Origin of the sequence: Pseudonocardia sp. KRD291 (assembly GCF_019263595.1) — a bacterium.
In the GTDB taxonomy this organism is placed as follows: Bacteria; Actinomycetota; Actinomycetes; order Mycobacteriales; family Pseudonocardiaceae; genus Pseudonocardia.
In genome coordinates, this window is sequence record NZ_JADQDD010000034.1 from 1 (window position 1) to 24,693 (window position 24,693).

26 protein-coding genes are annotated in these 24,693 nt (G+C 72.9%); 18 read left to right on the top strand and 8 right to left on the bottom strand.

Annotated elements, in window-relative coordinates; genetic code table 11:
* Nucleotides 1-338: 338 nt before the first annotated feature.
* Entirely contained in the window at nucleotides 339-512 is a 174-nt protein-coding gene (locus I4I78_RS07575; RefSeq protein ID WP_218610503.1) for a hypothetical protein, read from the top strand.
* 12 nt (nucleotides 513-524) lie between these two features.
* Here I4I78_RS07575 and I4I78_RS07580 read toward each other — a convergent pair whose 3' ends face one another.
* Both I4I78_RS07580 and I4I78_RS07585 read right to left on the bottom strand, forming a co-directional pair.
* The gene (locus I4I78_RS07580; RefSeq protein ID WP_218610504.1) at nucleotides 525-1,145 is read right to left on the bottom strand and encodes an SAM-dependent methyltransferase; all 621 of its coding nucleotides are present in this window, start codon (nucleotides 1,143-1,145) and stop codon (nucleotides 525-527) included.
* A gap of 99 nt (nucleotides 1,146-1,244) precedes the next feature.
* Nucleotides 1,245-1,742 carry an Lsr2 family protein gene (locus I4I78_RS07585; RefSeq protein ID WP_218610505.1) on the bottom strand — a complete coding sequence of 166 codons (498 nt, stop codon included), beginning with the start codon at nucleotides 1,740-1,742 and terminating at the stop codon, nucleotides 1,245-1,247.
* A gap of 201 nt (nucleotides 1,743-1,943) precedes the next feature.
* Here I4I78_RS07585 and I4I78_RS07590 point away from each other — a divergent pair, with 201 nt between their 5' ends.
* The 4 genes from I4I78_RS07590 (at nucleotide 1,944) to I4I78_RS07605 (ending at nucleotide 5,916) form a co-directional block, all read left to right on the top strand.
* A complete protein-coding gene (locus tag I4I78_RS07590; protein WP_218610506.1) occupies nucleotides 1,944-2,549 on the top strand; it encodes a superoxide dismutase in 606 nt (201 codons plus the stop codon).
* A gap of 305 nt (nucleotides 2,550-2,854) precedes the next feature.
* Nucleotides 2,855-5,131 (top strand): NtaA/DmoA family FMN-dependent monooxygenase, encoded by a 2,277-nt coding sequence (locus tag I4I78_RS07595; protein WP_218610507.1) that lies wholly within the window; start codon nucleotides 2,855-2,857, stop codon nucleotides 5,129-5,131.
* A 145-nt stretch (nucleotides 5,132-5,276) separates the two neighbouring features.
* Entirely contained in the window at nucleotides 5,277-5,528 is a 252-nt protein-coding gene (locus tag I4I78_RS07600; protein WP_218610508.1) for a hypothetical protein, read from the top strand.
* Nucleotides 5,529-5,538: 10 nt separating this feature from the next.
* On the top strand, nucleotides 5,539-5,916 hold the full coding sequence (locus I4I78_RS07605; RefSeq protein ID WP_218610509.1) for a VOC family protein: 378 nt from the start codon (nucleotides 5,539-5,541) through the stop codon (nucleotides 5,914-5,916).
* A gap of 5 nt (nucleotides 5,917-5,921) precedes the next feature.
* Here I4I78_RS07605 and I4I78_RS07610 read toward each other — a convergent pair whose 3' ends face one another.
* A complete protein-coding gene (locus I4I78_RS07610; protein ID WP_218610510.1) occupies nucleotides 5,922-6,896 on the bottom strand; it encodes an AraC family transcriptional regulator in 975 nt (324 codons plus the stop codon).
* A gap of 82 nt (nucleotides 6,897-6,978) precedes the next feature.
* Between I4I78_RS07610 and I4I78_RS07615 the strand changes: the two genes are divergently transcribed.
* The 4 genes from I4I78_RS07615 (at nucleotide 6,979) to I4I78_RS07630 (ending at nucleotide 9,904) form a co-directional block, all read left to right on the top strand.
* Entirely contained in the window at nucleotides 6,979-7,818 is an 840-nt protein-coding gene (locus I4I78_RS07615; protein ID WP_218610511.1) for an NAD(P)H-binding protein, read from the top strand.
* Between the two features lie 49 nt (nucleotides 7,819-7,867).
* The gene (locus I4I78_RS07620; protein ID WP_218610512.1) at nucleotides 7,868-8,299 is read left to right on the top strand and encodes a pyridoxamine 5'-phosphate oxidase family protein; all 432 of its coding nucleotides are present in this window, start codon (nucleotides 7,868-7,870) and stop codon (nucleotides 8,297-8,299) included.
* 49 nt (nucleotides 8,300-8,348) lie between these two features.
* Nucleotides 8,349-8,936, top strand: coding sequence for a TetR/AcrR family transcriptional regulator (locus I4I78_RS07625; protein ID WP_218610513.1), 588 nt, complete (start codon nucleotides 8,349-8,351; stop codon nucleotides 8,934-8,936).
* 74 nt (nucleotides 8,937-9,010) lie between these two features.
* Nucleotides 9,011-9,904 (top strand): pyridoxamine 5'-phosphate oxidase family protein, encoded by an 894-nt coding sequence (locus tag I4I78_RS07630; protein WP_218610514.1) that lies wholly within the window; start codon nucleotides 9,011-9,013, stop codon nucleotides 9,902-9,904.
* A gap of 18 nt (nucleotides 9,905-9,922) precedes the next feature.
* Here the strand turns inward: I4I78_RS07630 and I4I78_RS07635 are convergent, their stop codons facing one another.
* Nucleotides 9,923-11,446, bottom strand: coding sequence for an AMP-binding protein (locus I4I78_RS07635; protein WP_218610515.1), 1,524 nt, complete (start codon nucleotides 11,444-11,446; stop codon nucleotides 9,923-9,925).
* A 126-nt stretch (nucleotides 11,447-11,572) separates the two neighbouring features.
* Here I4I78_RS07635 and I4I78_RS07640 point away from each other — a divergent pair, with 126 nt between their 5' ends.
* The 7 genes from I4I78_RS07640 to I4I78_RS07670 are packed head-to-tail and all read left to right on the top strand — an operon-like array spanning nucleotide 11,573 to nucleotide 18,121.
* On the top strand, nucleotides 11,573-12,763 hold the full coding sequence (locus I4I78_RS07640) for a lipid-transfer protein (protein WP_218610516.1): 1,191 nt from the start codon (nucleotides 11,573-11,575) through the stop codon (nucleotides 12,761-12,763).
* Nucleotides 12,760-13,206 (top strand): MaoC family dehydratase N-terminal domain-containing protein, encoded by a 447-nt coding sequence (locus I4I78_RS07645; RefSeq protein WP_308251963.1) that lies wholly within the window; start codon nucleotides 12,760-12,762, stop codon nucleotides 13,204-13,206. The genes I4I78_RS07640 and I4I78_RS07645 overlap by 4 nt, the downstream gene beginning before the upstream one ends.
* Nucleotides 13,203-13,670 carry a MaoC/PaaZ C-terminal domain-containing protein gene (locus tag I4I78_RS07650; protein WP_218610517.1) on the top strand — a complete coding sequence of 156 codons (468 nt, stop codon included), beginning with the start codon at nucleotides 13,203-13,205 and terminating at the stop codon, nucleotides 13,668-13,670. Before I4I78_RS07645 ends, I4I78_RS07650 begins: the two co-directional genes overlap by 4 nt.
* Complete coding sequence (locus I4I78_RS07655) at nucleotides 13,667-14,500, top strand: SDR family NAD(P)-dependent oxidoreductase (RefSeq protein WP_218610518.1); 834 nt, start codon at nucleotides 13,667-13,669, stop codon at nucleotides 14,498-14,500. Before I4I78_RS07650 ends, I4I78_RS07655 begins: the two co-directional genes overlap by 4 nt.
* Nucleotides 14,481-15,314: an enoyl-CoA hydratase/isomerase family protein gene (locus I4I78_RS07660; protein ID WP_218610519.1), complete on the top strand. Its 834-nt coding sequence runs from the start codon at nucleotides 14,481-14,483 to the stop codon at nucleotides 15,312-15,314. Before I4I78_RS07655 ends, I4I78_RS07660 begins: the two co-directional genes overlap by 20 nt.
* A gap of 58 nt (nucleotides 15,315-15,372) precedes the next feature.
* Nucleotides 15,373-16,536, top strand: a complete 1,164-nt coding sequence (locus I4I78_RS33555) for a TetR/AcrR family transcriptional regulator (protein ID WP_218610520.1) — start codon at nucleotides 15,373-15,375, stop codon at nucleotides 16,534-16,536.
* A gap of 37 nt (nucleotides 16,537-16,573) precedes the next feature.
* On the top strand, nucleotides 16,574-18,121 hold the full coding sequence (locus I4I78_RS07670) for a long-chain fatty acid--CoA ligase (RefSeq protein WP_218610521.1): 1,548 nt from the start codon (nucleotides 16,574-16,576) through the stop codon (nucleotides 18,119-18,121).
* Nucleotides 18,122-18,134: 13 nt separating this feature from the next.
* On the opposite strand, the gene I4I78_RS07675 is transcribed toward I4I78_RS07670, so the two are convergent.
* Together I4I78_RS07675 and surE are read right to left on the bottom strand one after the other, a co-directional pair.
* Nucleotides 18,135-19,082, bottom strand: coding sequence for a PfkB family carbohydrate kinase (locus tag I4I78_RS07675; RefSeq protein WP_218610522.1), 948 nt, complete (start codon nucleotides 19,080-19,082; stop codon nucleotides 18,135-18,137).
* Nucleotides 19,079-19,864 carry a 5'/3'-nucleotidase SurE gene (gene surE, locus I4I78_RS07680; protein ID WP_226379288.1) on the bottom strand — a complete coding sequence of 262 codons (786 nt, stop codon included), beginning with the start codon at nucleotides 19,862-19,864 and terminating at the stop codon, nucleotides 19,079-19,081. Before surE ends, I4I78_RS07675 begins: the two co-directional genes overlap by 4 nt.
* A 133-nt stretch (nucleotides 19,865-19,997) precedes the next feature.
* Between surE and I4I78_RS07685 the strand changes: the two genes are divergently transcribed.
* Nucleotides 19,998-20,702, top strand: a complete 705-nt coding sequence (locus tag I4I78_RS07685) for an STAS domain-containing protein (protein ID WP_218610523.1) — start codon at nucleotides 19,998-20,000, stop codon at nucleotides 20,700-20,702.
* Here I4I78_RS07685 and I4I78_RS07690 read toward each other — a convergent pair.
* Entirely contained in the window at nucleotides 20,609-21,937 is a 1,329-nt protein-coding gene (locus I4I78_RS07690; protein WP_218610524.1) for a cytochrome P450, read from the bottom strand. The genes I4I78_RS07685 and I4I78_RS07690 overlap by 94 nt on opposite strands.
* A 326-nt stretch (nucleotides 21,938-22,263) precedes the next feature.
* Between I4I78_RS07690 and I4I78_RS07695 the strand changes: the two genes are divergently transcribed.
* Nucleotides 22,264-23,334, top strand: a complete 1,071-nt coding sequence (locus I4I78_RS07695; RefSeq protein ID WP_218610525.1) for an AraC family transcriptional regulator — start codon at nucleotides 22,264-22,266, stop codon at nucleotides 23,332-23,334.
* 14 nt (nucleotides 23,335-23,348) lie between these two features.
* Here the strand turns inward: I4I78_RS07695 and I4I78_RS07700 are convergent, their stop codons facing one another.
* Nucleotides 23,349-24,551: an acyl-CoA dehydrogenase family protein gene (locus I4I78_RS07700; RefSeq protein ID WP_218610526.1), complete on the bottom strand. Its 1,203-nt coding sequence runs from the start codon at nucleotides 24,549-24,551 to the stop codon at nucleotides 23,349-23,351.
* Between the last annotated feature and the right edge of the window lie 142 nt (nucleotides 24,552-24,693).

Genomic DNA, 24,693 nt, shown 5'->3' on the forward strand with positions numbered 1-24,693 from the left:
GCACCGGGTCGTAGCCGGGGGGCTGCACGGCCGCGGCGTGACCGGCGCCGGCCAGCACCACGAACGGCGCGGCCACCGCGCACACCAGCGACACCCCGGGCGACCATCGCGCCCACACCGTGCCCGCACCGCCGTCCACGTGCTCTCTCCCGTCCGCGCCTGCCGCCATTCTGCGCCGTGCGCGGCGGATCGGCCGGGGACGTGCGCCACCCCCGGGCCCCTCGCCCGGGACCGCCGCCAGGTCCGCGGAACGGCGGATATCCTCACCATTGTGGACGCGGCCGCGGTTCGGCGCCGATACCGTCACGCGGTGCCCGTACCCGCGCCGGACGACGACGATGCTCCCCACCCCCGACCCCGCCGGGGGTGACGAGGCCCGCGCCGCGATCGACGTACTGGTCACGGTGACGCTGGACGACCTCGACGAGGGCCACCTGAGCGTCGAGACGGCCCTGCGCACGATCGCGACGGCCGCCTGGAAGGCCGGCCGCGCCGAGGCCCTCGCATCCTGAGACCGGCCGGGCTCACCCGCGCCGCAGGACGTGCAGCAGGAAGTGCTCGTCGACGTGGGACACCACGGTCTCCAGCTCCGGGCGGTCCCGCAGCATCCGGTAGGTCGCCTCGGCGTCGCGCGGTGCCTCGGGCGGGAACCCGCGCCAGTGCACCAGGACCACGTCGGCGCCTGCCGGGGTGACGGCGAGCGTGCGGTCCAGCGTGCGGCTCACCGTCGCGTCGTCGAGGTAGTAGAGGACCTCGCTGAACACCGCGAGATCGACCGGCGCGTCCGGGACGGCGTCGGGCAGCGCGGCCACCGACACCGACACCCCGGGCAGGTGCCGGGTGGCGTCGGCGGCGCGTCCGACGGCCACCGGGACCGGGTCCGACGCCAGCACCCGCTCGGCGCGCGCGGCGAGCCCGAGCGTCAGCTCGCCCGCTCCGCAGCCGGGCTCGAACACCGTGCCGTAGCGCCGGACGGGCAACGAGGCCAGGACGACGCCGCGCTTGCGGCGCTCGTACCAGGAGTCCGCCTGCCACGGGTCCCCGCCGGCGTAGAGCTCGGTGAACCGTGCCTGCAGGTCCCGGGCCGCGCTGCGCGCGACGGAGCCGTCCGGGAGCCCGTCCGGAGGCCCGGACCGGTCCGTCATACGGGCACCCCCGGCTCCGTCATACGGGCACCCCCGGCGTCGCCCCGCGTCCGGGCACCTGCGTTCTCACCACGCGCACCTCCTGCGGCCCGGTCCGGGTCAGCGGACCGACGCCTCCTTGAACAGGCCGCTCAGGTCGACCGGCCCGGCCACGCCCGGCTTCGGCGGCTCGGCCGCCGGTGCCGGTGCGGGTGCCGGTGTCCCGTCGTGGTCAGGTGTGGGCGCATCGGCCCGCGCGGCCGGGGTCCGGGCCCCCGACCGGCCGTCGAAGGCCTCCACCACCGCGTTCGGGATCCGGCCGCGCCCGGAGAGCTCGAACCCGTTCGCGAGCGCCCACCGGCGGATCTCCGCGGTCTGGCCTCGGGTGGCCTCCGACGTGCGGGGGGAGCTCGGGCGCGGGGCCGTCCGGCCCGGTGCGCCGTCCGAGGACGGTCGCGCCGCACCGACGAACGGAGCCAGCACCGCACGCAGCGCCGCCGCGTGCGCAGCCGTCAGATCGATCTCCCACCGGGAGCCCTCGAGGGAGAACGACACCGTCTCGTCGGCAGCACCCCCGTCGAGGTCGTCGACCAGCTGCACGGACTCCACTCGGGCCATACCCACTCCCACCACTCGAGCTCCACCTCGCGGGGCCGACCCGCTCCCGGCCATCCCGCGCCGCCCAGATCGGCCGACGGCCCCCACGATTCTAGGGATGGGGCCGGTACGGCCCGAGCACGCCGGTCCATGACTCTGCGCACCACGGTGTCCGGCGCCACACTTGACCTCGACCGGGCTTCAGCAACGAGGCTTGCTCCCATGGCCGAGTACACGCTTCCGGATCTGCCCTACGACTACAACGCCCTCGCGCCGCACATCGCGCCCGAGATCATGGAGCTGCACCACTCCAAGCACCACAACACCTACGTCCAAGGCCTCAACGGCGCCCTCGACAAACTCGCCGACGCCCGCGACAAGAACGACTTCGGCGCCATCGTCGGACTCGAGAAGACCCTGGCCTTCAACCTCGGCGGCCACGTCAACCACTCCATCTTCTGGAACAACCTCTCCCCCGACGGCGGCGACAAGCCCACCGGTGAACTCGCCGCCGCCCTCGATCAGGACTTCGGGTCCTTCGACGCCTTCCAGGCCCACTTCACCGCCGCCGCCACCACCATCCAGGGCTCCGGCTGGGCCATCCTCGCCTGGGACGCCCTCGGCTCCCGCCTGCTGATCCACCAGCTCTACGACCAGCAGTCCCAGCTCCCCGCCGCACAGACCCCCGTCGTCATGCTCGACATGTGGGAGCACGCGTTCTACCTGCAGTACAAGAACGTCAAGCCCGACTACGTCAAGGCCTGGTGGAACGTCGTCAACTGGGCCGACGCCGAGCAGCGCCTCGCCGCCGCCCGCAAGAACCTCTGAGCCCCCCCCTCGACGCACACGAGAGCCCCGCACCGGTCTTCTCCGGGCGGGGCTCTCGTCGTAGGACGTGGCGTGCACCACGTGCGTGGCGGCGCGGGCCTGTTGACACCGCCCCCGCACCGGCAGAGTCTCGATACGTGTCCCGCAGCTGCCCCCTGACGCGTCGTCGTCACGTGGATCTGCACCGGGTCACGGCCCAGGGCTGTCGCTGACGACGCCCGGCGCGCTCGCGCCACGGCGCCGGGACGTCTCCCGGCGCGTTCTCTCTCCGATCATCGCCGTTCCGCTCATCGGAAGGACTCCCGATGGCCATCGGGCCCGTGTCCGGCTCGCCGGACCTGCATCTCGCCGTCGCTCTCGCCGACTGCGGCTGGCATCCCGCCGCGTGGCGCGAGCCGGGCGCCCGCCCCGGCGACCTGCTCACCGGCGGGTACTGGACCGACCTGGTCGCCGAGGCCGAACGCGGCCTGGCCGACCTGGTCACAATCGAGGACGCGCTCGGGCTGCAGTCGTCGTCGACGTCGCGGCCGGACGCGCGTACCGACCAGGTCCGGGGACGTCTGGACGCGGTGCTGATCGCGAACCGGGTGGGCCCGGTGACCAGCCACATCGGGATCGTGCCGAGCCAGGTCGTCACGCACACCGAGCCGTTCCACGCGTCCAAGGCGATCGCGACGCTGGACTACGTGAGCACCGGCCGGGCCGGGGTGCAGCTGCGCACCTCCGCCCGCCCGGAGGAAGCGGCCCTGTTCGGCCGGCGGACGATCCCGGACTTCGACCGCGACGCCCCCGGCGCCGACGACACCGGGCCGCTGGCCGACCTGTTCGACGAGGCGGCCGACTACGCCGAGGTCCTACGCCGGCTGTGGGACAGCTGGGAGGACGACGCCGAGATCCGCGACGTCGCGACCGGCCGGTTCGTCGACGTCGGCAAGCTGCACTACATCGACTTCGACGGCGCGTCGTTCTCCGTCCGCGGGCCCTCGATCACCCCGCGCCCGCCGCAGGGGCAGCCGCCGATCGCCGTCCTGGCCCACCGCACGGTGGCCTACCGCCTCGCCGGACGTGCCGCCGACCTGGTGTTCACGACCCCGCGCGACGACGCCGACGCGACCGGCATCCTGCGCGAGGTCCGCGACGAGCAGGACCGCGCCGGGCGGGCGCGCGAGCCGGTGCACGTGCTCGGAGACGTGGTCGTGTTCCTGGACTCCGACGCGGGCGCCGCGCGCGAGCGCAAGGCGCGTCTGGACGGCCTCCTGGGCCGTGAGCTGATCAGCGACGCGCACGTGTTCGTCGGGACCCCCGCCGAGCTGGCCGAGGAGATCCTCGGCTGGCGGGCGGCGGGCCTGTCCGGTGTCCGGCTCCGGCCCGGGGTGCTCCCGCACGACCTGCAGGCCATCTCCCGCGCGCTGGTCCCGGAGCTGCAACGCCGGGGCGCGTACCGCACCGCCTACGCCGCCGACACGCTGCGCGGCAACCTCGGCCTGGCCGGCACGATCAACTCCACGTTCAACGAGCCCTACGAGGTGGCGCGCCAGTTCGCCTCGCTGGACCACCTCTCGGCCGGGCGCGCCGCCTGGAACGTCGTCACGAGCTGGGACGAGTTCACCGGGGAGAACTTCCGCCGCGGCGGCTACCTCCCGCAGGAGAAGCGCTACTCCCGCGCCAAGGAGTTCCTGTCCGCGACCGGGACACTGTGGGACTCCTGGCACGGCGACGAGGTCGTCGCCGACAAGGACTCCGGTGAGTTCCTCGCCGACCCCGACGCCGGGCGGTTCGCGATCAGCTCGGACCAGTTCGACATCGGCGGCCGCTTCGCCGTGCCGCGCAGTCCGCAGGGCCGTCCGGTGATCCTGCAGGCGGGCGACTCCGAGGAGGGGCGCGAGTTCGCCGCGTCGTCCGCGGACGCGATCTTCAGCCGGCACGCCGAGCTGGAGGCCGGGCGCGCGTTCTACGCCGACGTGAAGGGCCGCCTGGCCCGATACGGGCGCGAGCACTCCGACCTGAAGATCCTCCCGGCCGCGACGTTCGTGCTCGGCGACACCGACGCCGAGGCCGCCGAGAAGGCCGACGTCGTGCGCCACCAGCAGGTCAGCGGCCAGACCGCGATCAAGTTCGCGGAGCAGCTGTGGAACCGCGACCTCTCCGACCGCGACCCGGACGGACCGCTGCCCGCCGAGGACCCGATCGTCGGGGAGAACACCGTGTCCCGGGGCCGGGCCAGTGTCCGGATGTACCGGGACCCGATCGCCACCGCGAACGAGTGGCGGTCCCTCGCCGAGTCGAAGGGGCTCTCGCTGCGCGAGGTCGTGGTCGAGGTGACCGCCCGGCACACGTTCGTCGGGTCCCCGGCGACCGTCGCCGCGGCGATCGACGAGTCCGTGCAGACCGACGCGAGCGACGGGTTCGTCCTGGTCCCGCACATCACCCCGGGCGGGCTCGACGAGTTCGCCGACGCCGTCGTGCCGTTGCTGCAGGAGCGCGGCTCGTTCCGCACCGGGTACGAGGGCACCACGCTGCGCGAGCACCTCGGCCTCAAGCCGTCACCCACCACCACCGACCCGACGGAGGCCTCGTCGTGAGGTCCTGAGCGCGCCTGAACCGCCGGTGATCGGCGCAACCGGCAGGAACACGACAGATCTGTCGCCTCCGTGCCGGTTGCGCCGATCATGGCGTGGGCGCGGGCCCCGTTCGTGTTACCTGCCTCACAGACGGGTAGTCCCCCGTATGGATTCCGACACGGCATCGCAGGACCAGGCGGCGCGTAGCTCCGCGGTGGGAGACCTCCTCACGGCACTGGACCGGATCGGGCGGCGCTACCCCGCCGGCGGGTCCGGGACCGACCGACATCGTGGTGCGGACGCCGAGCGCATCACCGCGGAGGTGGCCCGGCATCTGACGATCGCCCGGGTCCGCCTCGCCGCCACCGCTCTTCCGCCCGACCAGGACCGGTCCTTCACCTACGGGCCGGCGCGGTAGGGCGGGCACCATGACGAGCCGTGTGCTGGCCGTGGCCGTGGACGCCCTCGACGCCGAGTCGCTGGCGGCCTTCTGGAGAAGTGTCCTGGGCGGCACCGTCGACCGGTGGTCCGACGCCCGCGGCGTGCGTTACGTGGAGCTCGCCGTGCCGGGCGGCGGCCCGTCGGTGCTGTTCCAGTCCGTCAGCGAACCGCGGCCGGGGAAGAACCGGGTGCACCTCGACGTCGCGCCGAAGACCGGTGAGCAGGCCGACGAGGTGGCCCGGGTGGTCGCGCTCGGGGCCACCGTGCTCGGCGACGAGCCGGACCTGCCGTGGGTCGTTCTCGCCGACCCGGAGGGCAACGAGTTCTGCATCCTGCCGCCGCGGGCCCTCGGGGACGGCGCGTAGGGCGATCAGCCGGCCGTCGCCGCGGCCGCCGCGGTGCCGATGCGCCGGAACTCGCTCGGGTTGACGCCCCTGACCCGCTTGAACGCCGCGCTGAACCCGAACGGGTCGGAGTAGCCCACGGTGCGGGCGATGTCGGCGAGCGTCGCCGCCTTCTTCTCGATCAGCAGGTCCGCCGCGAGCGTCATCCGCCAGCGGGTGAGGTAGGTCAGCGGCGGCTCGCCGACCAGGTCGGCGAACCTCTTGGCCAGCGTCGACCGCGACACCCCGATGCGGTCCGCCAGCGTCGCGACCGTCCACGGCGCCGCCGGTTCGGCGTGCAGCAGGCGCAGCGCGTCACCGGCCACCGGGTCCCGCTGGGCCGCCCACCAGGCAGGCGGCTCGCCGCCGGGCCGGTCGAACCACTCGCGCAGCGTGCACACCAGCATCCAGTCCAGGAGCCGGTCGAGCACCACCTGCTGGCCCGGGGTGTCCACGGCGACCTCGGCGGCGAGGTGGTCGAGCACCGGGTCACCGGTACCGCCGCCGTCGACGCGCAGCACGGCGGGCAGCGCGTCGAGCAGCCGGCGGCTGATCTCGCCGCGCACCGGGTAGGCGCCGACGATCAGGGTCGTCGACCCGCCGCCGCCGAGCCCGTCGTCGGCCCCGTCTCCGCCGTCGTCGGCCCAACCGAGACGGTGCCGGGTGCCGCCCTGCTCGGGCGTCGCGCAGTCCTGCCCGCACTCGACCGGCTCCGCGCGGGTGTCGACCTCGTCGACGAAGGTGAACGTCGCGGGGCCCCGCACGACGACCGTGTCGTAGGCCCGTAGCGGCTCGGGCGGGTCGTCCTCGGTCAGGATCCAGCCCGACCCGCCGAGAACGGTGCACAACGTCAGCGGCGCGCCGTCCACGAAGTGCAGCGCCCAGGGCGGGGACAGCGTGGAGCTGCCGAACAACGAGCCGTGTGCCCGCACCCCGCGGATCAGGTCACCGAACGCGTCCATGCCATCCAGGCTAGACGAACACACAGGCGATCCGGGCTTTCGCCTATGGATGTGTCCGACCCGGGCCCGTTGAATCGGTCCCATGAGCACCGACACCACCACCCTCGTCCTCGGCGCCACCGGCAAGACCGGCCGGCGGGTCGCCGCCCGGTTGCGCCTCGACGGCACGCCGGTGCGCGCCGCGTCGCGGTCCGGCTCGACCCGGTTCGACTGGTCCGACCCCGGCGGCTGGGACGCGGCACTACGGGGCGTCGGCGCCGTCTACCTGGTTCCACCGACCGTGCCCGGCCCGGTGCACGAGTTCGTGGCACGGGCCGAGGCCGCCGGCGTGGCGCGGCTGGTCCTTCTCTCCGGGCACGGCGCCGACACCTGGGGCGACTCCGCGTTCGGACACGACATGCTCTCGGCCGAGGAGGCCGTGCGCGGATCGGCGCTGGAGTGGACCGTCCTGCGACCGTCGAACTTCGACCAGAACTTCAGCGAGGAGCTCTTCCACGCACCACTGCTCGTCGGTGAGCTCGCGCTCCCGGCCGGCGAGGTACCCGAGCCGTTCATCGACATCGAGGACCTCGCCGAGGTCGCGGTCACGGTGCTGGCCGAGCCCGGCCGGCACGCCGGGCGGACCTACGAGCTGACCGGTCCGCGCGCGATCACGTTCGCCGAGGCCACCGAGCTGATCTCCCGCGCATCCGATCTGCCCATCACCTATAAGCAGATCTCCCCCGCTGAGTACACCGCGGCCCTGGTCGAGACCGGCCTGGACGCGACCGACGTCCGCACCCTCGCCGCGATGTACGAGCTGATCGAGCGCGGGGTGCTCAGCGGGACGACCGACGGCATCGCGACCGTCCTGGGCCGCTCCCCGCGGACCTTCGAGGACTACGTCGTCCGGACCGCGGCGGCGGGGGCCTGGCAGCGATAGCCACCCCGCACCACCGGCCACACCGCACATACCTACCGGAAGGACCACGATGAGCCCCACCGACACCGGCACCCTGACCGCGCAGGACCTCGAACTCCTCCGACGCCCCCTGCACGGGTTCCTGACCGTGGCCGGCGGGCCGGACCCGGCACAGCCCCGGCCGGTGTGGTTCGAGGCCACCGCCGAGGGCACGATCGCGATGTTCACCGACCCGGAGGCGGTGAAGGTGCGCCGCCTGCGCCGCGACCCCCGCGCCTCGATCGTCGTCGCCTCCCCGGTCGGGGAGCGCGAGCACTGGGTGTCGGTCACCGGCCGCACCACGCTCGACGACGAGGGGGTACACGACCTTCTCGCCCGCCTCTTCGCGCGCTACTGGGGACCCGACGCCGCGGCCCGGTCCGACGAGCTGGCGGGCATGCTGGCCGCCGACTGGGTCCGCGTCGTCATCCACCCGGAGACCGTGCGCCGCTTCGTGAACTGACCTCGCGGCCGCTCGAGCATGTTTACCGATAGTTCGGTAATGTCGTGCCATGGCACGTCCACCCTCCATCGACGACGACCTGCTCATCGACCTGATCGTGTCGGTGTTCCGCGAGAAGGGGTTCGACGGGACGGCGATCGGGGACCTGTCGGCGGCCTCCGGACTCCAGCGCGCGAGCCTCTACCACCGCTTCCCCCGCGGCAAGGAGCAGATGGCGGAGGCGGCGCTGGACGCGGTGGGCAAGCGGTTCGGCTGGATCCTCGAGCCGATGCGGGAGGACCCCACCGTCACCCGCGGGGTCACCGAGACGGCGCGCAGGCTCGGCGAGTTCTACGGGGCGGGAAGCCTGTCGTGTGTGCTGGACACGATGACGCTGGCCGGGGCACCCCCGGGGATCCGCGACCACGCGCGGTCGCTCGCGACGGCCTGGATCGACGCGATGACCGACGCGTCCCGACGCGCGGGGCGCCGGCCCGACGCGGCGGTGCGCGCCGCCGAGGACGCCTTCGTACGCATCGAGGGAGCACTCGTCCTCGGGCGGGTCACCGGCAACACCGGAGCCTTCCACGAGACCGTCGCACTCCTGCCGGCCCTGCTCGTCCCGGAGGGCCCGCCGGCCCCCGCCGTGAGCGGGTAGCCGTTACGGCCGTCAAAGTTACCGGTCATTCGGTAATGTCGGGGCCGTACCGACGAGCGCGAAGGAGTGCGGTGATGATCGACCGACTGGCGTTCCACCCCGGCGAGCTGACGGCGCAGCGGGAGGCCGGGCTCACCGACGCTGCGGAGAGGGTCCGGCCGATCATCGCGAGCACGCTCCCGGGCGGCGCGTCGGACTTCCTGCGCCGGCGACGCATGCTGGTGGTGGGCGCCCTCGACCGCGACGGCCGGGCGTGGGCGACCGGCCTGCACGGGCCGGAGGGGTTCCTCTCCGCCGACGACCCGTCCACGTTGCGGGTCGCCGCGGGCGTGCCGCCGACCGACCCGCTGGCCCAGGTCCTACAGGACGGGGCCGACGTCGGCACCCTCGCCATCGACCTCGAGCTGCGCAGGCGGCTGCGGATCAACGGTCGCTGGAGGCCGGTCGACAGCGGCGCCGAGGTGGACATCCACCAGGCGTTCGGCAACTGCCCGAAGTACATCCAGACCCGCGCGGCACCGGAGGAGCAGCCCGCGGGCATCCGTCGCGTGGCGACGCGGAGCGAGGTGCTCGGCGCACGTGAGGCGCAGCTGGTGTCGACCGCCGACACGTTCTTCGTCGCGACGGCCGCCCCCGGCGGCGCGGACGTCTCGCACCGCGGCGGCAACCCCGGCTTCGTCCGGGTCGTCTCGCTCACGGAGCTGACCTGGCCCGACTACGACGGCAACGCGATGCTGATGACGGTCGGGAACCTCCGCGTGAACCCCGCGGCGGGACTGCTCTTCCCGGACTGGCGGTCGGGGGCGACCCTGCAGCTGAGCGGCACGGCGGAGGTCCGCCCGTCGCGCGACGCGCCGGATCGGCCCGCCACCGGGCGGGAGACGGCCTTCCGGATCACCGGGTCGGTGTGGGTCGAGAACGCCTTCCCGTCCGGCTGGTCGGAGCCCGCCTACTCACGCTTCAACTGAGTGGGACGCCGGCCGGGCTCAGGTCGCCGGGACGAGCCGCTCGCGGAGCCTGGTCTTGAAGACCTTGCCCGAGTCCTCCCGGGGCATGTCGTCGACGACGACGATCCGGCGGGGCACCTTGAACCCGGCCATCCGGCCACGCAGGAACGCCCTGATCGCATCGACGTCTCCGGTGGCGCCCTCGGTGAGCTCGACGACGGCGGCGACCGACTGCCCGTACTCCGGGTCCGGCAGACCGAGCACGGCACAGTCCCGCACGTCGGGATGGGTGATCAGGACGGCCTCGATCTCAGCCGGATAGATGTTCACCCCACCCGAGTTGATCATGTCGGTGCGCCGGTCGCAGAGGTGCAGGAAGCCGTCCTCGTCGAGGTGGCCGATGTCGCCGATGGTGACCAGGCCGTCGCGCTCGATTCCGCGCCGGTCGTCGTCGCGGCCGTGGTAGGTGAAGTCGCCGAAGCCGGAGTTCCAGAGGTAGACCTCGCCAATCTCACCGGGGCCCAGCCACGACCCGTCGTCGCCGAGGATCCCGACGCTGCAGCCGGGCAGCGCCCGCCCGACCGTTCCCGGGTGCTCGAGCCACTCCGTCGCCGAGCAGCCGACGACGACGCCGGTCTCGGTGCCGCCGTAGTACTCGTTGACGATCGGGCCGAGCCAGTCGATGAAGGCGCGCTTGACCTCCGGCGGGCACGGCGCCGCGGCGTGCGTGACCGAGGTGAGGGTGGAGACGTCGTAGCGGGCGCGGACCTCGGCCGGCAGCGCCAGCAGGCGGATCATCATCGTCGGGACGACGTGCAGCCTGGTGATCGCGTAGCGCTCGACGAGGGCGAGCAGCTCCTCGGCGTCGAAGCGGGCAGCCATCACGACCAGCCCGCCCATCCGGCCTGCGACGATGCCGAACACGTTGGGCGCGGTGTGGTACATCGGCCCGCACACCACGGTGCGCATGGCGGGGCCGATACCCAGGATCGCGAAACCGGCGGCGACGTCGGGGTCGGCCGGGTTCAGCGGGGCGAAACGCCGCACCCCCTTCGGACGCCCGGTCGTCCCCGAGGTGTAGACCGTGCTGGCCGCGGGCGGGCGCGGATCCCCGGTCCACGGCGCCGCGGCTCCGACCGCCGCGTCCCATGACGACCCACCCGGAGCGGGCGCGGGCACCGGGTCGACCCCGAACGCCGCCGCGATCTCCGGTGGGGTGTCGACGACCAGGACGGCGCACCCGTCCGGAACCGCACCGTCGAGCTGGCCGAGCAGGTCGGCGTGCACGACGAGCACGACGGCCGCCGAGTCGGCGAGGATGTAGCCGACTTCCTCGCCGCGGTAGTGCCAGTTGATCGGCACCGGGACCGCACCGAGCATCTGGACGGCGTAGGTGGCCTCCAGGAACGCGATGTCGTTGCGCAGCATGATCGCCACGTTCGATCCGGGCCGGACGCCGCGCGCGTCGAGGACGGTCGCGGCGCGGGCGGTGCGTGCCGCCAGCTCCTCGTGTGACACGTGGCGCTCCCCGGAGATCACTCCGGTCGTCCCGGCGTCGGCCATGCGGTTCCCCTCCACGGTGAGCGGATGCTTGTCGAAGATATGTGAACTGTGATTAGCTCGTTCCGGTCACATACAACCAGCTGGACGGCCTTCGCGAAAGGGCCGACCGGGCCGGAAGGAATGCTCATGAGCCGCAGCGCGCACATCGCCGGAGTCGGGATGGTGCCGTTCACCAAGCCGCGCGAGACGCAGGGCTACGAGGTGATGGGCGCCCGGGCCGCGCGGGAGGCTCTGCAGGACGCGGGCGTGGACTACGGCCTCGTCCAGCAGGCCTACGTCGGCTACGTCTACGGCGACTCGACCTCGGGGCAGGCCGCGCTCTACCCGGTCGGACTGACCGGCATCCCGGTCGTCAACGTCAACAACAACTGCTCGACCGGCTCGTCGGCGCTGTTCCTGGCCCGCCAGGCGGTCGCCTCCGGCGCGGTCGAGTGCGCGCTGGCGCTGGGCTTCGAGCAGATGGTCAACGGCGCGCTGGCCATGGGCTACCCCGACCGGACGTCACCGTTCGCGATCTTCGACGACGCCGCCCGCCCGATGCAGGAGCGCGACGAGAAGGCCCCGTTCGCGGCCCAGTACTTCGGCGGCGCCGGGCGCGAGCACATGGAGCGCTACGGCACCGAGCAGGCCACCTTCGCCAAGATCGCGGTGAAGGCGCGCAGGCACGCCGCGAACAACCCCTACGCGGTGTTCCGCGACCAGGTCACCGAGGAGCAGGTGCTCGCCTCCCCGGCCATCTACGGCCCGCTGACCCGCCTGATGTGCTGCCCGCCCACCTGCGGCGCCGCCGCGGCCGTCGTGTGCAGCGAGGACTTCGCCCGCCGGCACGGCCTCGACGCCTCGGTCGTCGTCCGCGCGCAGGCCATGACCACCGACACCGCCAGCACGTTCGACGCCGGCGACATGCGCCGCATCGTCGGCTACGACCTCACCGCCTCCGCCGCGGCGCAGGTCTACGAGGCGTCCGGGGTGTCGCCGGAGGACGTTGCGGTGGTGGAGCTGCACGACTGCTTCGCCACCAACGAGCTGATCACCTACGAGGGCCTGGGCCTGACCCCGGAGGGCTCCGCGGAGAAGTTCGTACTGGCCGGCGACAACACCTACGGCGGCCAGGTGGTCACCAACCCCTCCGGCGGGCTGCTGTCCAAGGGCCACCCGCTCGGTGCGACCGGGCTGGCGCAGTGCGCGGAGCTGGTCTGGCAGCTGCGCGGCACCGCAGGCCCGCGCCAGGTCGACGGCGTCACGCTGGCGCTGCAGCACAACCTCGGCCTCGGCGGCGCGTGCGTGGTCACACTCTACGAGCGGCTCGCGGCGTGAGCGCGGCGATCGACCCCTCGGTCGTCGGCACCGTCCACCCGACCGCGGAGGTCGAGGTCGAGCGGGGCCGACTGCGGGCGTTCGCGCACGCGATCGGCGAGACCGACCCCGTCTACTCCGAGCTCGACGCCGCCCGCGCGGCCGGGCACCCCGATCTGCCGGTGCCGCCGACGTTCCTGTTCGGCATCGGCTCGGACATGGCCTGGCTCGGCGCGCTCGGCGTCGACCTGACGGCCGTACTGCACGGCTCACAGCGGTTCACTTACCACTGCATGGCGCACGCCGGGGACACGCTGGCCTTCGCGCCGCGGATCGTCGACACATACGAGAAGAAGGGCGGGGCGCTGCAGTTCCTCGTCCGGGAGACGGCCGTGACCCGCGCCGACGGGTCCGCGGTCGCCGACCTGCAGGAGACCATCGTCGTCCGGGAGGCGCGATCGTGAGCACCGCACTCGACCGGGCGGAGGTCGGCACCGAGCCGGCGCCGCTGGAGATCGCACCGATCAGCCGGACGACGCTCGCCCTGTTCGGGCCCGCGTCCGGGGACCTCAACCCCATCCACCTCGACCTCGACGTGGCCCGCTCGGCCGGTCTGGACGACGTGTTCGCCCACGGCATGCTGTCGATGGCCTACCTGGGACGGCTGCTCACCGGGTGGGTCGACCAGCGGGCGATCCGCTCCTACGGGGTGCGCTTCGCCGCGATCACCCCGGTGCACGCGCGGCCGACCTGCCGTGGACGGGTCACCGCGATCGACACCGTCGACGGCGAGCGGCGCGCCACCCTCGAACTCGCCGTCGTCCTCGCCGACGGCACCACGACACTGACCGGCGACGCCGTCATCGCGCTCGGCCCGGCCCTCGACCCAGCCCCCCTCGACACGGCCCTCGCAACGGAGAACCCATGACCGCGCCCCTGGCCGACCGCGTCGCACTCGTCACCGGATCCGGTCGCGGCATCGGGCGCGAGATCGCGCTCAAGCTCGCCGCCGCCGGCGCGTCCGTCGTCGTCAACGACCTGGACTCCGACGTCGCCGAGCAGACCGCCGCCGACATCGCCGCCGCGGGCGGGACGGCGACCCCGTGCGCCGGGAGCGTCACCGACCCCGGCTTCGCGCAGCGCTTCGTCGACACCGCCACCGACACCTACGGCGGCCTGCACGTCATCGTGAACAACGCCGGCTACACGTGGGACTCGGTCGTGCAGAAGATGACCGACGAGCAGTGGGACGACATCCTCGACGTGCACCTCAAGGCGCCGTTCCGGATCCTGCGCGCGGCCCAGCCGGTCATCTCGGCCGCGGTGAAGGCCGAGCGCGCGGCCGGGGTACCGCGGGTCACCCGCAAGGTCGTCAACATCTCCTCGGTCGCCGGGACCGCGGGCAACGCCGGGCAGGTCAACTACAGCTCGGCCAAGGCCGGCGTCACCGGGCTGACGAAGACGGTGGCCAAGGAGTGGGGCCGCTACGACGTCACCGTCAACTGCGTCGCGTTCGGCCTGATCCGCACCCGGCTCACCGAGGCCCCCGCCGGCGGGGACGCCAGCATCGACGTCGACGGCCGGCAGATCAAGGTCGGCGTCAACCCCGACCTGCTCGCCCGGCTCGAGACCGGCATCCCGCTCGGCCGGGCCGGCACCCCGGCCGAGGCGGCCGGCGCGGTCTACCTGTTCTGCCAGCCGGAGAGCGACTACGTCTCCGGACAGGTGGTGGTCTGCGGTGGCGGCCTCACCGGCTGACGGCGGCGAGGTCCGGGTCGACGTCGAGGACGGCGTCGCCACCGTCACCCTGGACCGGCCGCCGCGCAACGCGCTGACGGTCGGGTTCGCCGAGGCACTGATCGCCACGCTGGACGACATGGCGGGCGACCGGCGGGTCCGCGCCGTGGTGCTGACCGGAACCGGCGACACGTTCTGCGCGGGTGCCGACCTGGTGGACGGGCCGGAGTCGATACGCCGCCTGTTCGCCGACGACGGCGGCGACCGCCCCGGCTACCGCGAGCCCGCCGCACGCGTCGGGGCGGCGATCGCCCGGCTCCCCGTCCCGGTGGTCGCCGCGATCAACGGCGACGCCGCGGGAGGCGGCGCGACGATCCCGCTCGCGGCCGACGTGCGCTTCGCCGCCGAGCACGCCCGCTTCGTGTTCCCGTTCACCCGGCTCGGACTCTGCCCGGAGGGCGCGTCGACCCATCACCTGCCACGGCTGGTCGGGCCCGGCCGCGCCGCGGACTGGCTGCTCTCCGGCAGGCGGGTCGACGCCGCCGAGGCCCTCGCATCCGGTCTGGTGTCCCGGGTCCTGCCGGCCGACCGGCTGCTCGAGGCGGCCCTCGGCTGGGCGCGGCAGGTGGCGACGAGCTGCTCGCCGACCGCGGTCGCGGCGACGCGGGCGCTGCTGGCCGCGGCACCGGCCACCCCGGACGCCGCCGCCGAGGCGGAGAGCGCCCTGATCGTCGCGCTGGCCGCGGCGCCGGACTGCCCGGAGGGCGTGGCCGCGTTCGCCGAACGCCGCGTCCCCCGCTTCCGGCCCGCCGACAGCGTCACTGCGACGCCGTGAGCTGCGCCCGAAGACCGACGGTGAGGACGGCAGGGACGACGGCAGGGAGGACGGACCGATGACCACCGGCACCCCGGCGCGGGACGCGGCCCCGCGACGCCGGCCGCGCGACCGCAAGCAGCAGATCCTGGCCGCGGCGCGGGAGCGTTTCTGGTCCCAGGGATACCACCGGGTCGCCATGGCCGACCTCGCCGCCTCCGTCGACATCGGCGCCAGCGCGCTCTACCGGCACTTCCGCGGCAAGCAGGAGTTGCTCCTGGCCGTCCTCGACGACGACCTGACCCACTTCGAACGCGCCGCGCACGCCCCGGGCACCGACCCCGTGGACGGCATCGCCCGCGTCGGGCTGGAGCGCCGCGGCTTCGGGGTGATCTGGGAGCGCGAGGCCGGGCACCTACCGGAGCCGGAGCGGCGCGCGATCCGGCACCGTCTGCGCGCACTGTCCGAGACCCTCGGCGCCGCATCGCCCGACCGCGCGGCTGCAGACATCCGCACGTGGGCCGCCCTGTCGGTGCTCGACAGCCCGTCGCACCACCGGTCCTCACCCGACCCGGAACGCTTCCGGCAGCTGATCACCGGCTCGGCCCGCGCCTGCCTCGCCGCCCCGTTGCCGGCGCCGGCGGCGACCGGCCCGGCCGGCCGTCACGACCCGCCGCGGCTGGTCCCGGCCTCCCGGCGGGAGGCGTTGCTCGCCGCGGCGGTGCGCCTGTTCGCCGAGCGGGGCTACCCCTCCGTCGGCCTGATCGACATCGGCGCCGCCACCGGTATCGCCGGCCCGAGCGTCTACAACCACTTCCCCACCAAGAACGACCTCCTCGAGGCCGCGCTGCGCCGCGGGGAGGAGCGCCTCTGGCTCGGGCTGCACCACGTCCTGGCCCGCGCCGACGACGAGGCGTCGGCACTGCGCCTGCTGGTCGAGGACTACACCGCGTTCGCCTCCACCGACCCGCAGCTCGTCGGCATCCTGCTCTCCGAGATCATCCATCTCCCCGCGGAGCGCCGCACCGCCTTCCGGACCCGGCAGCTCGACTACGTGGCCGAATGGGTCGCCCTGTTCCGCGCGGCCCGCCCGGGCCTCGAGGTGAGCGAGGCCCGCGTCCTCGTGCACGCCGCACTCGCCGTGGTCAACAGCCTCACCCGCATCCGGCACCTGCGCTCCCACCCCGGCATCGACGCCGAGATCGCCGCCCTCGCGCACGCCGTGTTGCGGCCCGATCAGTGAATCCCGTCCGACCCGACTTCAGCGTGGAAGGTGTCTCGTGCGACTGACCCAGGCCCTCGACCGAGCCGTACAACAGACCCCCGACCTGGCCGCGACCGTGTTCGGCGACCGGACACGCACCTGGGCGCAGTGCCGGGACCGGGTGGCCCGCTTCGCCGGCGCGCTGCACACGCTCGGGATCGGGGCGGGTGACCGGGTGGCGATGCTGGCCCTGAACCGCGACGACTACCACGAGTTCCAGCTCGCGGTGCCGTGGTCGGGCGGCGTGGGCGTCCCGGTGAACACCCGCTGGAGCGTCGAGGAGATCGCCTTCTCGCTCGTCGACTCCGGCACCCGGGTCCTGCTCGTCGACGACACGTTCCTCGGCCAGGTCCCGGCCGTCCTCGAGCGCGCGCCCTCGGTCGAAGCGGTGATCCACTGCGGCGACGGCCCGGCGCCCGAGGGCCTCCTGTCCTACGAGGAGCTGATCGCCACCCACGAACCGGTGCCCGACGCCGGGCGCGGCGGTGACGACCTCGCCGCGGTCTACTACACCGGCGGCACCACCGGACGTCCCAAGGGCGTGATGCTCAGCCACGCGAACCTGCTCAGCTCCGCCCTGGGGACCGCCGCGACCGAGCACTTCCTCGTCCCGGGCGGCCGCCTGTTGCACACCGCGCCGATGTTCCACCTGGCCGACGGCGCCGCCTGGGTCGCCCGCAACCTCCTCGGCGGCACACACGTCATCGTGCCCGGGTTCACCCCGGCCGGGGTGGCCACCGCGATCGCCGAGCACCGGGTGACCGACGTCCTGCTGGTCCCGACGATGGTGCAGATGCTCATCGACTCCCCCGACACCGCGGACCACGACCTGTCGAGCCTGCGGCGCCTGCTCTACGGCGCGTCCCCGATCAGCGAGGCGGTGCTGGAGCGTGCGGCCGAACGGCTGCCGGGCGCCGAGTTCACGCAGATGTACGGCATGACCGAGCTGTCCCCGGTGTGCACGATCCTCACCCCCGGCGACCACGCGCAGGACGGGCTGCGGCGCTCGGCCGGCCGGGCCGCGCCGCACAGCGCCGTCCGGATCGTCGACGAGAACGACGAGGACGTTCCGGTGCGCACCGTCGGCGAGATCGTGTCCCGCGGGCCGCACGTGATGCTCGGGTACTGGAACCGGCCCGAGGAGACCGCGTCCGCGCTGCGCGGCGGGTGGATGCACACCGGCGACGGCGGCTACCTCGACGAGAACGGTTACCTGTTCGTCGTCGACCGGATCAAGGACATGATCGTCTCCGGCGGCGAGAACGTGTACTCCGCCGAGGTCGAGAACGCGCTGGCCCGCCACCGGGCCGTCGCCTCCTGCGCCGTGATCGGGGTCCCCGACGAGCAGTGGGGCGAACGTGTCCACGCCGTCGTGGTGACCGCCTCGGGATCCACGGTCACCTCGGACGAGGTGCGCGAGCACTGCCGCGAGCTGATCGCCGGCTACAAGTGCCCGCGCAGCGTCGAGTTCGTCGACGCCCTGCCGATGTCCGGCGCCGGCAAGATCCTCAAGCGCGAGCTGCGCGCCACGTACTGGACGACCACCGACCGCGGCGTCTCCTAGGCGGCCGAGGGAGCTATTCCAGCGGGGCGATCCCGACCCGTTCGGCCAGCACCTCGACCGTCTCGGGCGCGCCGGTGCCGAGACCGTGCCGGACGACGTTCAACGCCCCGCACGCGGCCCCGACCCGCAGGATCGACGTCCACCCGTCGCCCGCGGCCAGCCGGGCCGTCATCCCCGCGGTCTGCGAGTCACCGGCCCCGCGCGGGTCGGCCGTCCCGACCGGCGGCGGGGTCACGACCAGCACCTCCGTACCGTCGAAGGCGAGGGCGGGGTCGGCGGCGCGGCTGACCACCAGTGCCCGGGCGCCGTGCTCGTGCAGCTCGTGCATGGCCCGCACCAGGTCGTCGACGTCGGTGGAGGCCGCCCGGCCGTGTTCGACGAGCTCGTCGTCGGACACCTTGAGCAGGTCGACCCCGGCCTCGAGGACGGCCTCCAACCGCGCTCCGGACAGGTCGGCCACCACGCGCACGTCGTTGGCCGTCAGGTCCTCGGCGAGCCGACGGTAGAGCGCCGGCGGTACCACCGTCTCCGACTGCGGACCGGACAGCAGCACCGTCCCGACCTCGAGCCCGGCGGCGAGGGTGAGCTCGTAGAGGCCGTCGACCTCGTGCCGGTCGAGCGGCATCGCCTCCTCGGCGGCGATCTCGACCCGCTCGGCCGCCTCCCGCCGGTCGTGGACGTAGCCACCGTTGCGGGCGGCGGAGGTGACGGTCCGCAGCTCGACCCCCTCCACTGCGATCATCCTCTCGAGCAGCCGGCCGGTCTCGCCCCCCACCGCCGAGCACAGCCGCACCGGCGTACCGAGTGCCGCGAGCATGCGGGCCTGCCAGACGCCCTGGCCGCCGGCGTGCACGTGCAGCTCGGGCGTGCCCGCACGGTCCTCGATCGTGACGGTCACGATCGGCGACGGCGCGAACACGACGACCGGTGACGCCTCCCGGCCCGGCTGCGCGGCGCTCACGGTCGCCCCGCCCGGTCCGGGGAGTCCGGGAGGTCGATCCGCTCGGCGGCCTCGCCGACCCCGTGCAGCGCGGTCAGCGTCGGGTGCCCGTCGGCGAGCAGGGCCCGGTCGCTGCCGGGCTCCGGCGGGCCCGCGACCTCGACCTCGCGCACCACCATCCCGTCGACCCCGGACTCCTCGACGAGGGTCTGCACCGACCCCCGCGGGTCGAGTGAGGCACTGCGCAGCTCACGATGCCGGTCGGCCGGCAGGTCCGGGACGTTGAGCGAGAGCACCGTCCCCACCTCGGCCTGCTCCACCAGGCCCAGGACGGGCAGCAGGTGCTCGTGGACCGCCTCCCAGTGTTCGTCGCGGGTCGACCCCAGCGCGACGTCGAGCGAGACGGCCAGGCCACGGCGGTCGTGCAGGGCGGCGGTGAGCGCCGCACCGACCGTTCCCGAGTGCAAGATGGCGCGCCCGACGTTGGAGCCCCGGTTCACGCCGGAGAGCACCAGGTCGGGGGGCGGATCGAACCAGCCGGACAACGCGGCGACGACGATGTGGGCCGGGGCGGCGCGCACCGCGTAGGTGGGTGCGCCGCCGCACGGAGGTCGTTCCTCGGTCACGGTCCGCCCGTGCGTCTGGACCGCGGTCAGCGAGGCCGCCGACCCGGAGTACTGCCGGTCCGGCGCGGCGACGACCACGTCGAACCCGACCTCGGCGGCGGCCCGTGCCAGCACGGCGAGACCGGGCGAGTCGACGCCGTCGTCGTTCGTCACCAGGGCGCGCAGCTCGGGCCTCATCGACGAGGTCTACCCACACCGCCGGCGACCACACCTCGTCGGCGTCCTGCCGTCACCGGTTGTCTTCGGGTGCCGGTGTCGCTATCGTTCCGGTTTCGGTTGAGAGCGCAGCCGTCCACTCCGAGGGGCGCGCATGCACGCAGACAAGTTCCAGTCGGCACACTTCCAGATGGCAGTCGAGACACCCGACGAACGGGTGCGGCTGATCCGGCTCGCCGGGACCCTGGACCGGACCGCGGCGGCGAGCCTGCTGCGGCTGGTCGACGCCCAGCTCGACCTGGTCGCCGCCGGCCATCGCCACCTCACCGACCTGCTGGTGGACCTCGAGAGCGTGCGTAGCTTCGAGCCGGGTGGTCTGGAGACCGTCCGGCACGCACGGCACAGCACCGGCGCGCGCGGGGTACGCATCCACCTGGTCGGTTGCTCCGGCCGACTTCACCTGCTGCCGCTGCGCGCATGCCAGGTCATCGGCGAGTTCAGTACGTTCCCGACAGCGGAGATCGCTCTCGCCGAGCTGGCCCGCACGTCGTCCACGGCACTGCCGGGGCCCGGCACCGCCCGGCCCGGGGCGCCGGCCACCGTCGTGCACACGCCGGAGCAGCGTCCCGACGGCCCGGGCGAGCTGACACGGGCTCGGCGACACGTACCGCCGTCGAGCGCCGACGCGGCGGGGGTCCCGCCCCCGCGTCGGTCTCCGGAGCGGAAACCGGTGACGCCCCGGCTCCCCCGTGCCGACGGCTCCGCTCAGCCGGGCCGGTCGGCCTCGATCGGGTTCGCCGACGGGTCCCACTCGACCCGCAGGTGCTCCGGGCCACGGAACGAGGTGTTCGGCGAGTAGGCGAACTCCTGCCCGGCGACGAGCCGCATGTGCGGCAGGCGCCGGCTCAGCTCCTCGAGGAAGATCTGCATCTCGATCCGGGCCAGAGCCGCACCGAGGCACAGGTGCCGACCGATGCCGAATGCGAAGTGCTTCTTGGCGTTGGCTCGGGTGATGTCGAACGTCTCGGCCTCCGGGAACACGGATTCGTCGTGGTTCGCGGAGCCGGTGACGGCGAGGACCTTCGACCCGGCCGGGAGCGTCACACCTCCGACGACGGCGTCCGTGACCACCTCACGTCGCCACGCGATGACCGACGAGCTGTAGCGCAGGATCTCCTCCACCGCGTTCGCCGCCAGCGACGGATCGGCGCACAGCGCGTCCCACTGCCCGCGGTTCTCCATCAGTGCCAGCAGGCCGTTGGCGGTGGCGTTGGTCGTCGTCTCGTGGCCCGCGAACAGGAAGTTCATCATCGTCGTGACGAGGTAGTTCTCGTCGAAGAGCTCCTCGTTCCCGGGAGCCCGCCACGCCTTGATCAACTCACTGATGTAGTCGTCGGTGGGCTCCTGCAGCCGACGCCGGACGTGCTCCCCGGCGTAGGTCCAGTACTGGCCCATGCCGGCCGCGAGCTGGGTCTGCTCCTCCTCGCTCGGATAGCCCCACGTGAACAGGGCGAGCCGGCCGGAGTACTCCTTCGCACGCTCGACGTCCTCGTCGGGAACGCCCATCAGGGCGAACGCCACGAGTGCGGGGATCTCCCAGGCGAAGTCGGTGACGAGGTCGGCGTGCCCGCGCTGTACGAAGCCGTCGATGTACCGGTTGGCGAACTCGCGGATCCGGGGGCGCACCTCCTCGATACGGGCGGGGCTGACGAGCGCGTCGCGGATGTACTTGCGGCGATCGGTGTGCAGCGGCGGGTCCTCGTTGACGAGGCTGGGCCCCATCACCATCTGCGCCTTGACCAGCTCGTCGATCGCCGCCGCGCACAGCTCCTTGAGCGGGGTGATCGAGATGGCGGCCGAGAACGAGTCGGTGTCCATGAAGACCTGCCGGACGTCGTCGTACCGGCTCACGATCCAGTAGTCGAGCGACGGGCTGTAGAAGACGGGCTCGTCCCTGCGGGCCTCCTGCCACAGGCTGTAGGGGTCCTGCAGGTAGGGGTCGTTGAACGGGTCGAACTTCTCGGCGAGGTGGCTGACCGGACAGCGAGCGTCGGCGACGCCCGTCCTGGGCTCCTCGCTCAGCGATGACGACATTGCTTCTCCTCGATCGAACGGACGACGGCGGCCGGTCGGTGCAGATCGGTCCTGCTCTTGTGATCGCCGTCATGCACGAGGGAGAGAGTGGAAGGCCGCGCGCCGGCGAGGGAGCCACATCGCGTCCGGCGTAGCCGAGTTGCGAACCCCGGCCACGCGGCGGGCCCGTCACCGGCCACATTGCGAACCGGGCGGTCCGGGACGCGAACCCCGCTGTGGCCACTGCACCTGATCGACGTCGAAGTCGTTGACGCATGTCGCCACCGACAAGACGATGGCGCTTCACCCGGCTGTCACCCGCGACGAGCGCAAGGGAGCGCACCGTCATGGCAGAGCGCATGTCATCGACCGCGCCCGGACCACCACAGCCGGCGTTCGCGGCAGGCGGCTCCGAGCCCGTTCTCGCCCACCGCGAGGTCTGCCGATCCAGTTCGTTGGAGGTCATCAGGGACAACCTGGGCGCCTACTACTACCCGGCTCGCGTGGAGACGTTGAGCCGGTCCGCGGACCTGAGCACGTCGCTGCTGAGCGCGGTCCGGCTGAACTACACGACGCTCGGCTTCCTGCGGTTCGGGTCGGAGGCGATGGTGGATCCGGGCGCCCTCGGCGCGTACCACGTCAACGTTGCGGTGTCGGGGCGGATCGCATCCGAGTGCGGCGACCGGCAGGTCCTGGCCACCCCCGGACGAGGCGCCGTCTTCACCCCGCGGGACCACACGGTGCTGCCGTGGTGGAGCGAGGACTCCGCGCAGATATGCATCAAGATCTCGAAGGCAGCGGTCGAGTCGGAACTCGAGGCGCTCCTGGGGCATCCCGTCGCCACCGATGTCCGCTTCGACCTCGGAGTCGACCTGACCACGCCGACGGCGGCCAGCTGGTTGGGCGTGGTCCGGCTGCTCATCGAGGAGGTCGACCGGCCCGGAGGCCTGCTGGAACGGTCCGCGACCCACCGGGAGCACCTGGAGAAGCTGCTCATCAACGGGCTGCTGTACCTGCAGAACCACGACCATCTCGACGCGCTCCTGAGCCCGCAACCGCCGGCACGACCGCGCACGGTCAAGCGCGTGATCGACCTGATCGAGACGAACCCGGAGGTCAACTACACGATCTCCGACCTCGCTCGGCACGCCGGGGTCGGGGCGCGGAGACTGCAGATCTCGTTCCAGGAGGCGGTGCACACCTCACCGACCGGCTACCTGCGCAAGGTCAAGCTCGAGCACGCCAGGCAGGACCTCCGCAGCGGTGACGAGTCGGTGATGTCCGTCGCCTACCGCTGGGGCTTCAACCACGCCGGTCGCTTCTCGACCTACTACCGCCAGGCCTACGGGGAGTCCCCATCGGACACCGCGCGCCGCGGTCGCGGGTACCAGGCGGGGTCGGCCCCTCCGTGCCGGTGAGCCGATGACGACCGTCAGACGTCGATGGTGAGCGGCTCGTCGGCGCCGAGCAGGAGCCGTCCGTACGCCTCCTTGCCGAGGTCCGGCATCACCAGCGCGTGCCGGCCCGCGATCTCGCAGTCGCGCCAGACCATGCTCAGCACGTTGGCGTCGGCGAACGACGACGCCCCGTTCGCCGTCATCAGCTTGTCCACACCGTCCTTGACCAGCTCACCGATCTTGCCGGTGTCCATGCGGACGCGGGCCCTGGTCAGCCGGTCGAGCTGCACACCGCCGGCGGCGGCCCCGTCGACGTCCTCGCACGCCCGGTGCAGCAGCAGCTCGGCCTGGTCGAACAGGCTCGCCGCCTCCGCGACGCCCACCTGGTGGGTCGGCGAGTTGCGCGCGTTCGTGTAGCAGGTGTACGCGACGTTCTTCGGCGGCAGCTTCTCGAGCGTGCGTTCCATCGCGTGGCGCGCAAGACCGATCTGCGCACCGACCAGGACGATCGCCGCGACCGGGATGAACGCCATGTTCGCGTTCTGCTCGTCGGGCTTGTGCGAGGTGCGGAAGGCGCCGTCGACCATGTCCGTGAACCGCTGGATGCGGTGGTCGGGCACGAAGTGGTCCTCGATGACGATCGTGTCGCTGCCGGACCCCTTCATGCCTGCGACGAACCACGTCGGCTCGATCGTCCACGCGCTCGCGGGGATCAGCGCGAGCGCGCGGGGGTCGTCCTCGTCGACGCCGATACCCAGAGTCGCCCAGGTGGCGGCGAACGAGCCCGAGGAGTACGCCCAGCGACCGCTGACGAGGTAGCCACCGTCGACCCGCTCGGACCTCAGCGGCGGCGAGAAGATGCCGCACGCCTTCGCGTTCGGCGTGGAGAACATGTCCTCCTGGGCCTCGTCGGAGAACGTGGTGGAGAACCAGGTACACACGTTGAGCAGTGCCACCGCCCACGCGGTGGAACCGTCGCCCCGACCCACCTCGGCGACGCACTCCATCATCGTGCGGAGGTTGGTCTCCAGACCGCCGAGTCGGCGCGGGACGAAGAGCTTGAGAAGCCCCGCCTCCTCGAGCGCGGTCATGACCTCGGGCACCACTCGCCGCTCCTCCGACGACCTCACCGCGTGCTCGCGGATCAGCGGAACCAGCGCGGTGGCGCGAGCGATCACGTCGTGGTCCGGCTCGGTTCCCGCGCCCGTCGCCTGTGACCGATCGAGGATGTCCGTCATGGCCTGATCTCCGTTCGACGCCGAATGTGGAGCAGACGCTAGGCGGAGACCGGGCGCCGACCAGCCGCTTCCCGCCGGGGGCAGTCCGGATGGCGAACTCGGAGTCGTTGACAGTGCCTACCGGCACGCTTAGCTTCAGATC

What these genes read in the sequence shown, in the direction of transcription:
- I4I78_RS07655 (WP_218610518.1), top strand. Translation starts at nt 13,667, where the DNA reads ATGACCGCGCCCCTGGCCGACCGCGTCGCACTCGTCACCGGATCCGGT.
- I4I78_RS07700 (WP_218610526.1), bottom strand. Translation starts at nt 24,551, where the DNA reads ATGACGGACATCCTCGATCGGTCACAGGCGACGGGCGCGGGAACCGAG.
- I4I78_RS07630 (WP_218610514.1), top strand. Translation starts at nt 9,011, where the DNA reads ATGATCGACCGACTGGCGTTCCACCCCGGCGAGCTGACGGCGCAGCGG.
- I4I78_RS07605 (WP_218610509.1), top strand. Translation starts at nt 5,539, where the DNA reads ATGACGAGCCGTGTGCTGGCCGTGGCCGTGGACGCCCTCGACGCCGAG.
- I4I78_RS07590 (WP_218610506.1), top strand. Translation starts at nt 1,944, where the DNA reads ATGGCCGAGTACACGCTTCCGGATCTGCCCTACGACTACAACGCCCTC.
- I4I78_RS07685 (WP_218610523.1), top strand. Translation starts at nt 19,998, where the DNA reads ATGCACGCAGACAAGTTCCAGTCGGCACACTTCCAGATGGCAGTCGAG.
- I4I78_RS07610 (WP_218610510.1), bottom strand. Translation starts at nt 6,896, where the DNA reads ATGGACGCGTTCGGTGACCTGATCCGCGGGGTGCGGGCACACGGCTCG.
- I4I78_RS07595 (WP_218610507.1), top strand. Translation starts at nt 2,855, where the DNA reads ATGGCCATCGGGCCCGTGTCCGGCTCGCCGGACCTGCATCTCGCCGTC.
- I4I78_RS07690 (WP_218610524.1), bottom strand. Translation starts at nt 21,937, where the DNA reads ATGTCGTCATCGCTGAGCGAGGAGCCCAGGACGGGCGTCGCCGACGCT.
- I4I78_RS07615 (WP_218610511.1), top strand. Translation starts at nt 6,979, where the DNA reads ATGAGCACCGACACCACCACCCTCGTCCTCGGCGCCACCGGCAAGACC.
- I4I78_RS07585 (WP_218610505.1), bottom strand. Translation starts at nt 1,742, where the DNA reads ATGGCCCGAGTGGAGTCCGTGCAGCTGGTCGACGACCTCGACGGGGGT.
- I4I78_RS07620 (WP_218610512.1), top strand. Translation starts at nt 7,868, where the DNA reads ATGAGCCCCACCGACACCGGCACCCTGACCGCGCAGGACCTCGAACTC.
- I4I78_RS07600 (WP_218610508.1), top strand. Translation starts at nt 5,277, where the DNA reads ATGGATTCCGACACGGCATCGCAGGACCAGGCGGCGCGTAGCTCCGCG.
- I4I78_RS33555 (WP_218610520.1), top strand. Translation starts at nt 15,373, where the DNA reads ATGACCACCGGCACCCCGGCGCGGGACGCGGCCCCGCGACGCCGGCCG.
- I4I78_RS07625 (WP_218610513.1), top strand. Translation starts at nt 8,349, where the DNA reads ATGGCACGTCCACCCTCCATCGACGACGACCTGCTCATCGACCTGATC.
- I4I78_RS07575 (WP_218610503.1), top strand. Translation starts at nt 339, where the DNA reads ATGCTCCCCACCCCCGACCCCGCCGGGGGTGACGAGGCCCGCGCCGCG.
- I4I78_RS07635 (WP_218610515.1), bottom strand. Translation starts at nt 11,446, where the DNA reads ATGGCCGACGCCGGGACGACCGGAGTGATCTCCGGGGAGCGCCACGTG.
- I4I78_RS07580 (WP_218610504.1), bottom strand. Translation starts at nt 1,145, where the DNA reads ATGACGGACCGGTCCGGGCCTCCGGACGGGCTCCCGGACGGCTCCGTC.
- I4I78_RS07695 (WP_218610525.1), top strand. Translation starts at nt 22,264, where the DNA reads ATGGCAGAGCGCATGTCATCGACCGCGCCCGGACCACCACAGCCGGCG.
- I4I78_RS07640 (WP_218610516.1), top strand. Translation starts at nt 11,573, where the DNA reads ATGAGCCGCAGCGCGCACATCGCCGGAGTCGGGATGGTGCCGTTCACC.
- surE (WP_226379288.1), bottom strand. Translation starts at nt 19,864, where the DNA reads ATGAGGCCCGAGCTGCGCGCCCTGGTGACGAACGACGACGGCGTCGAC.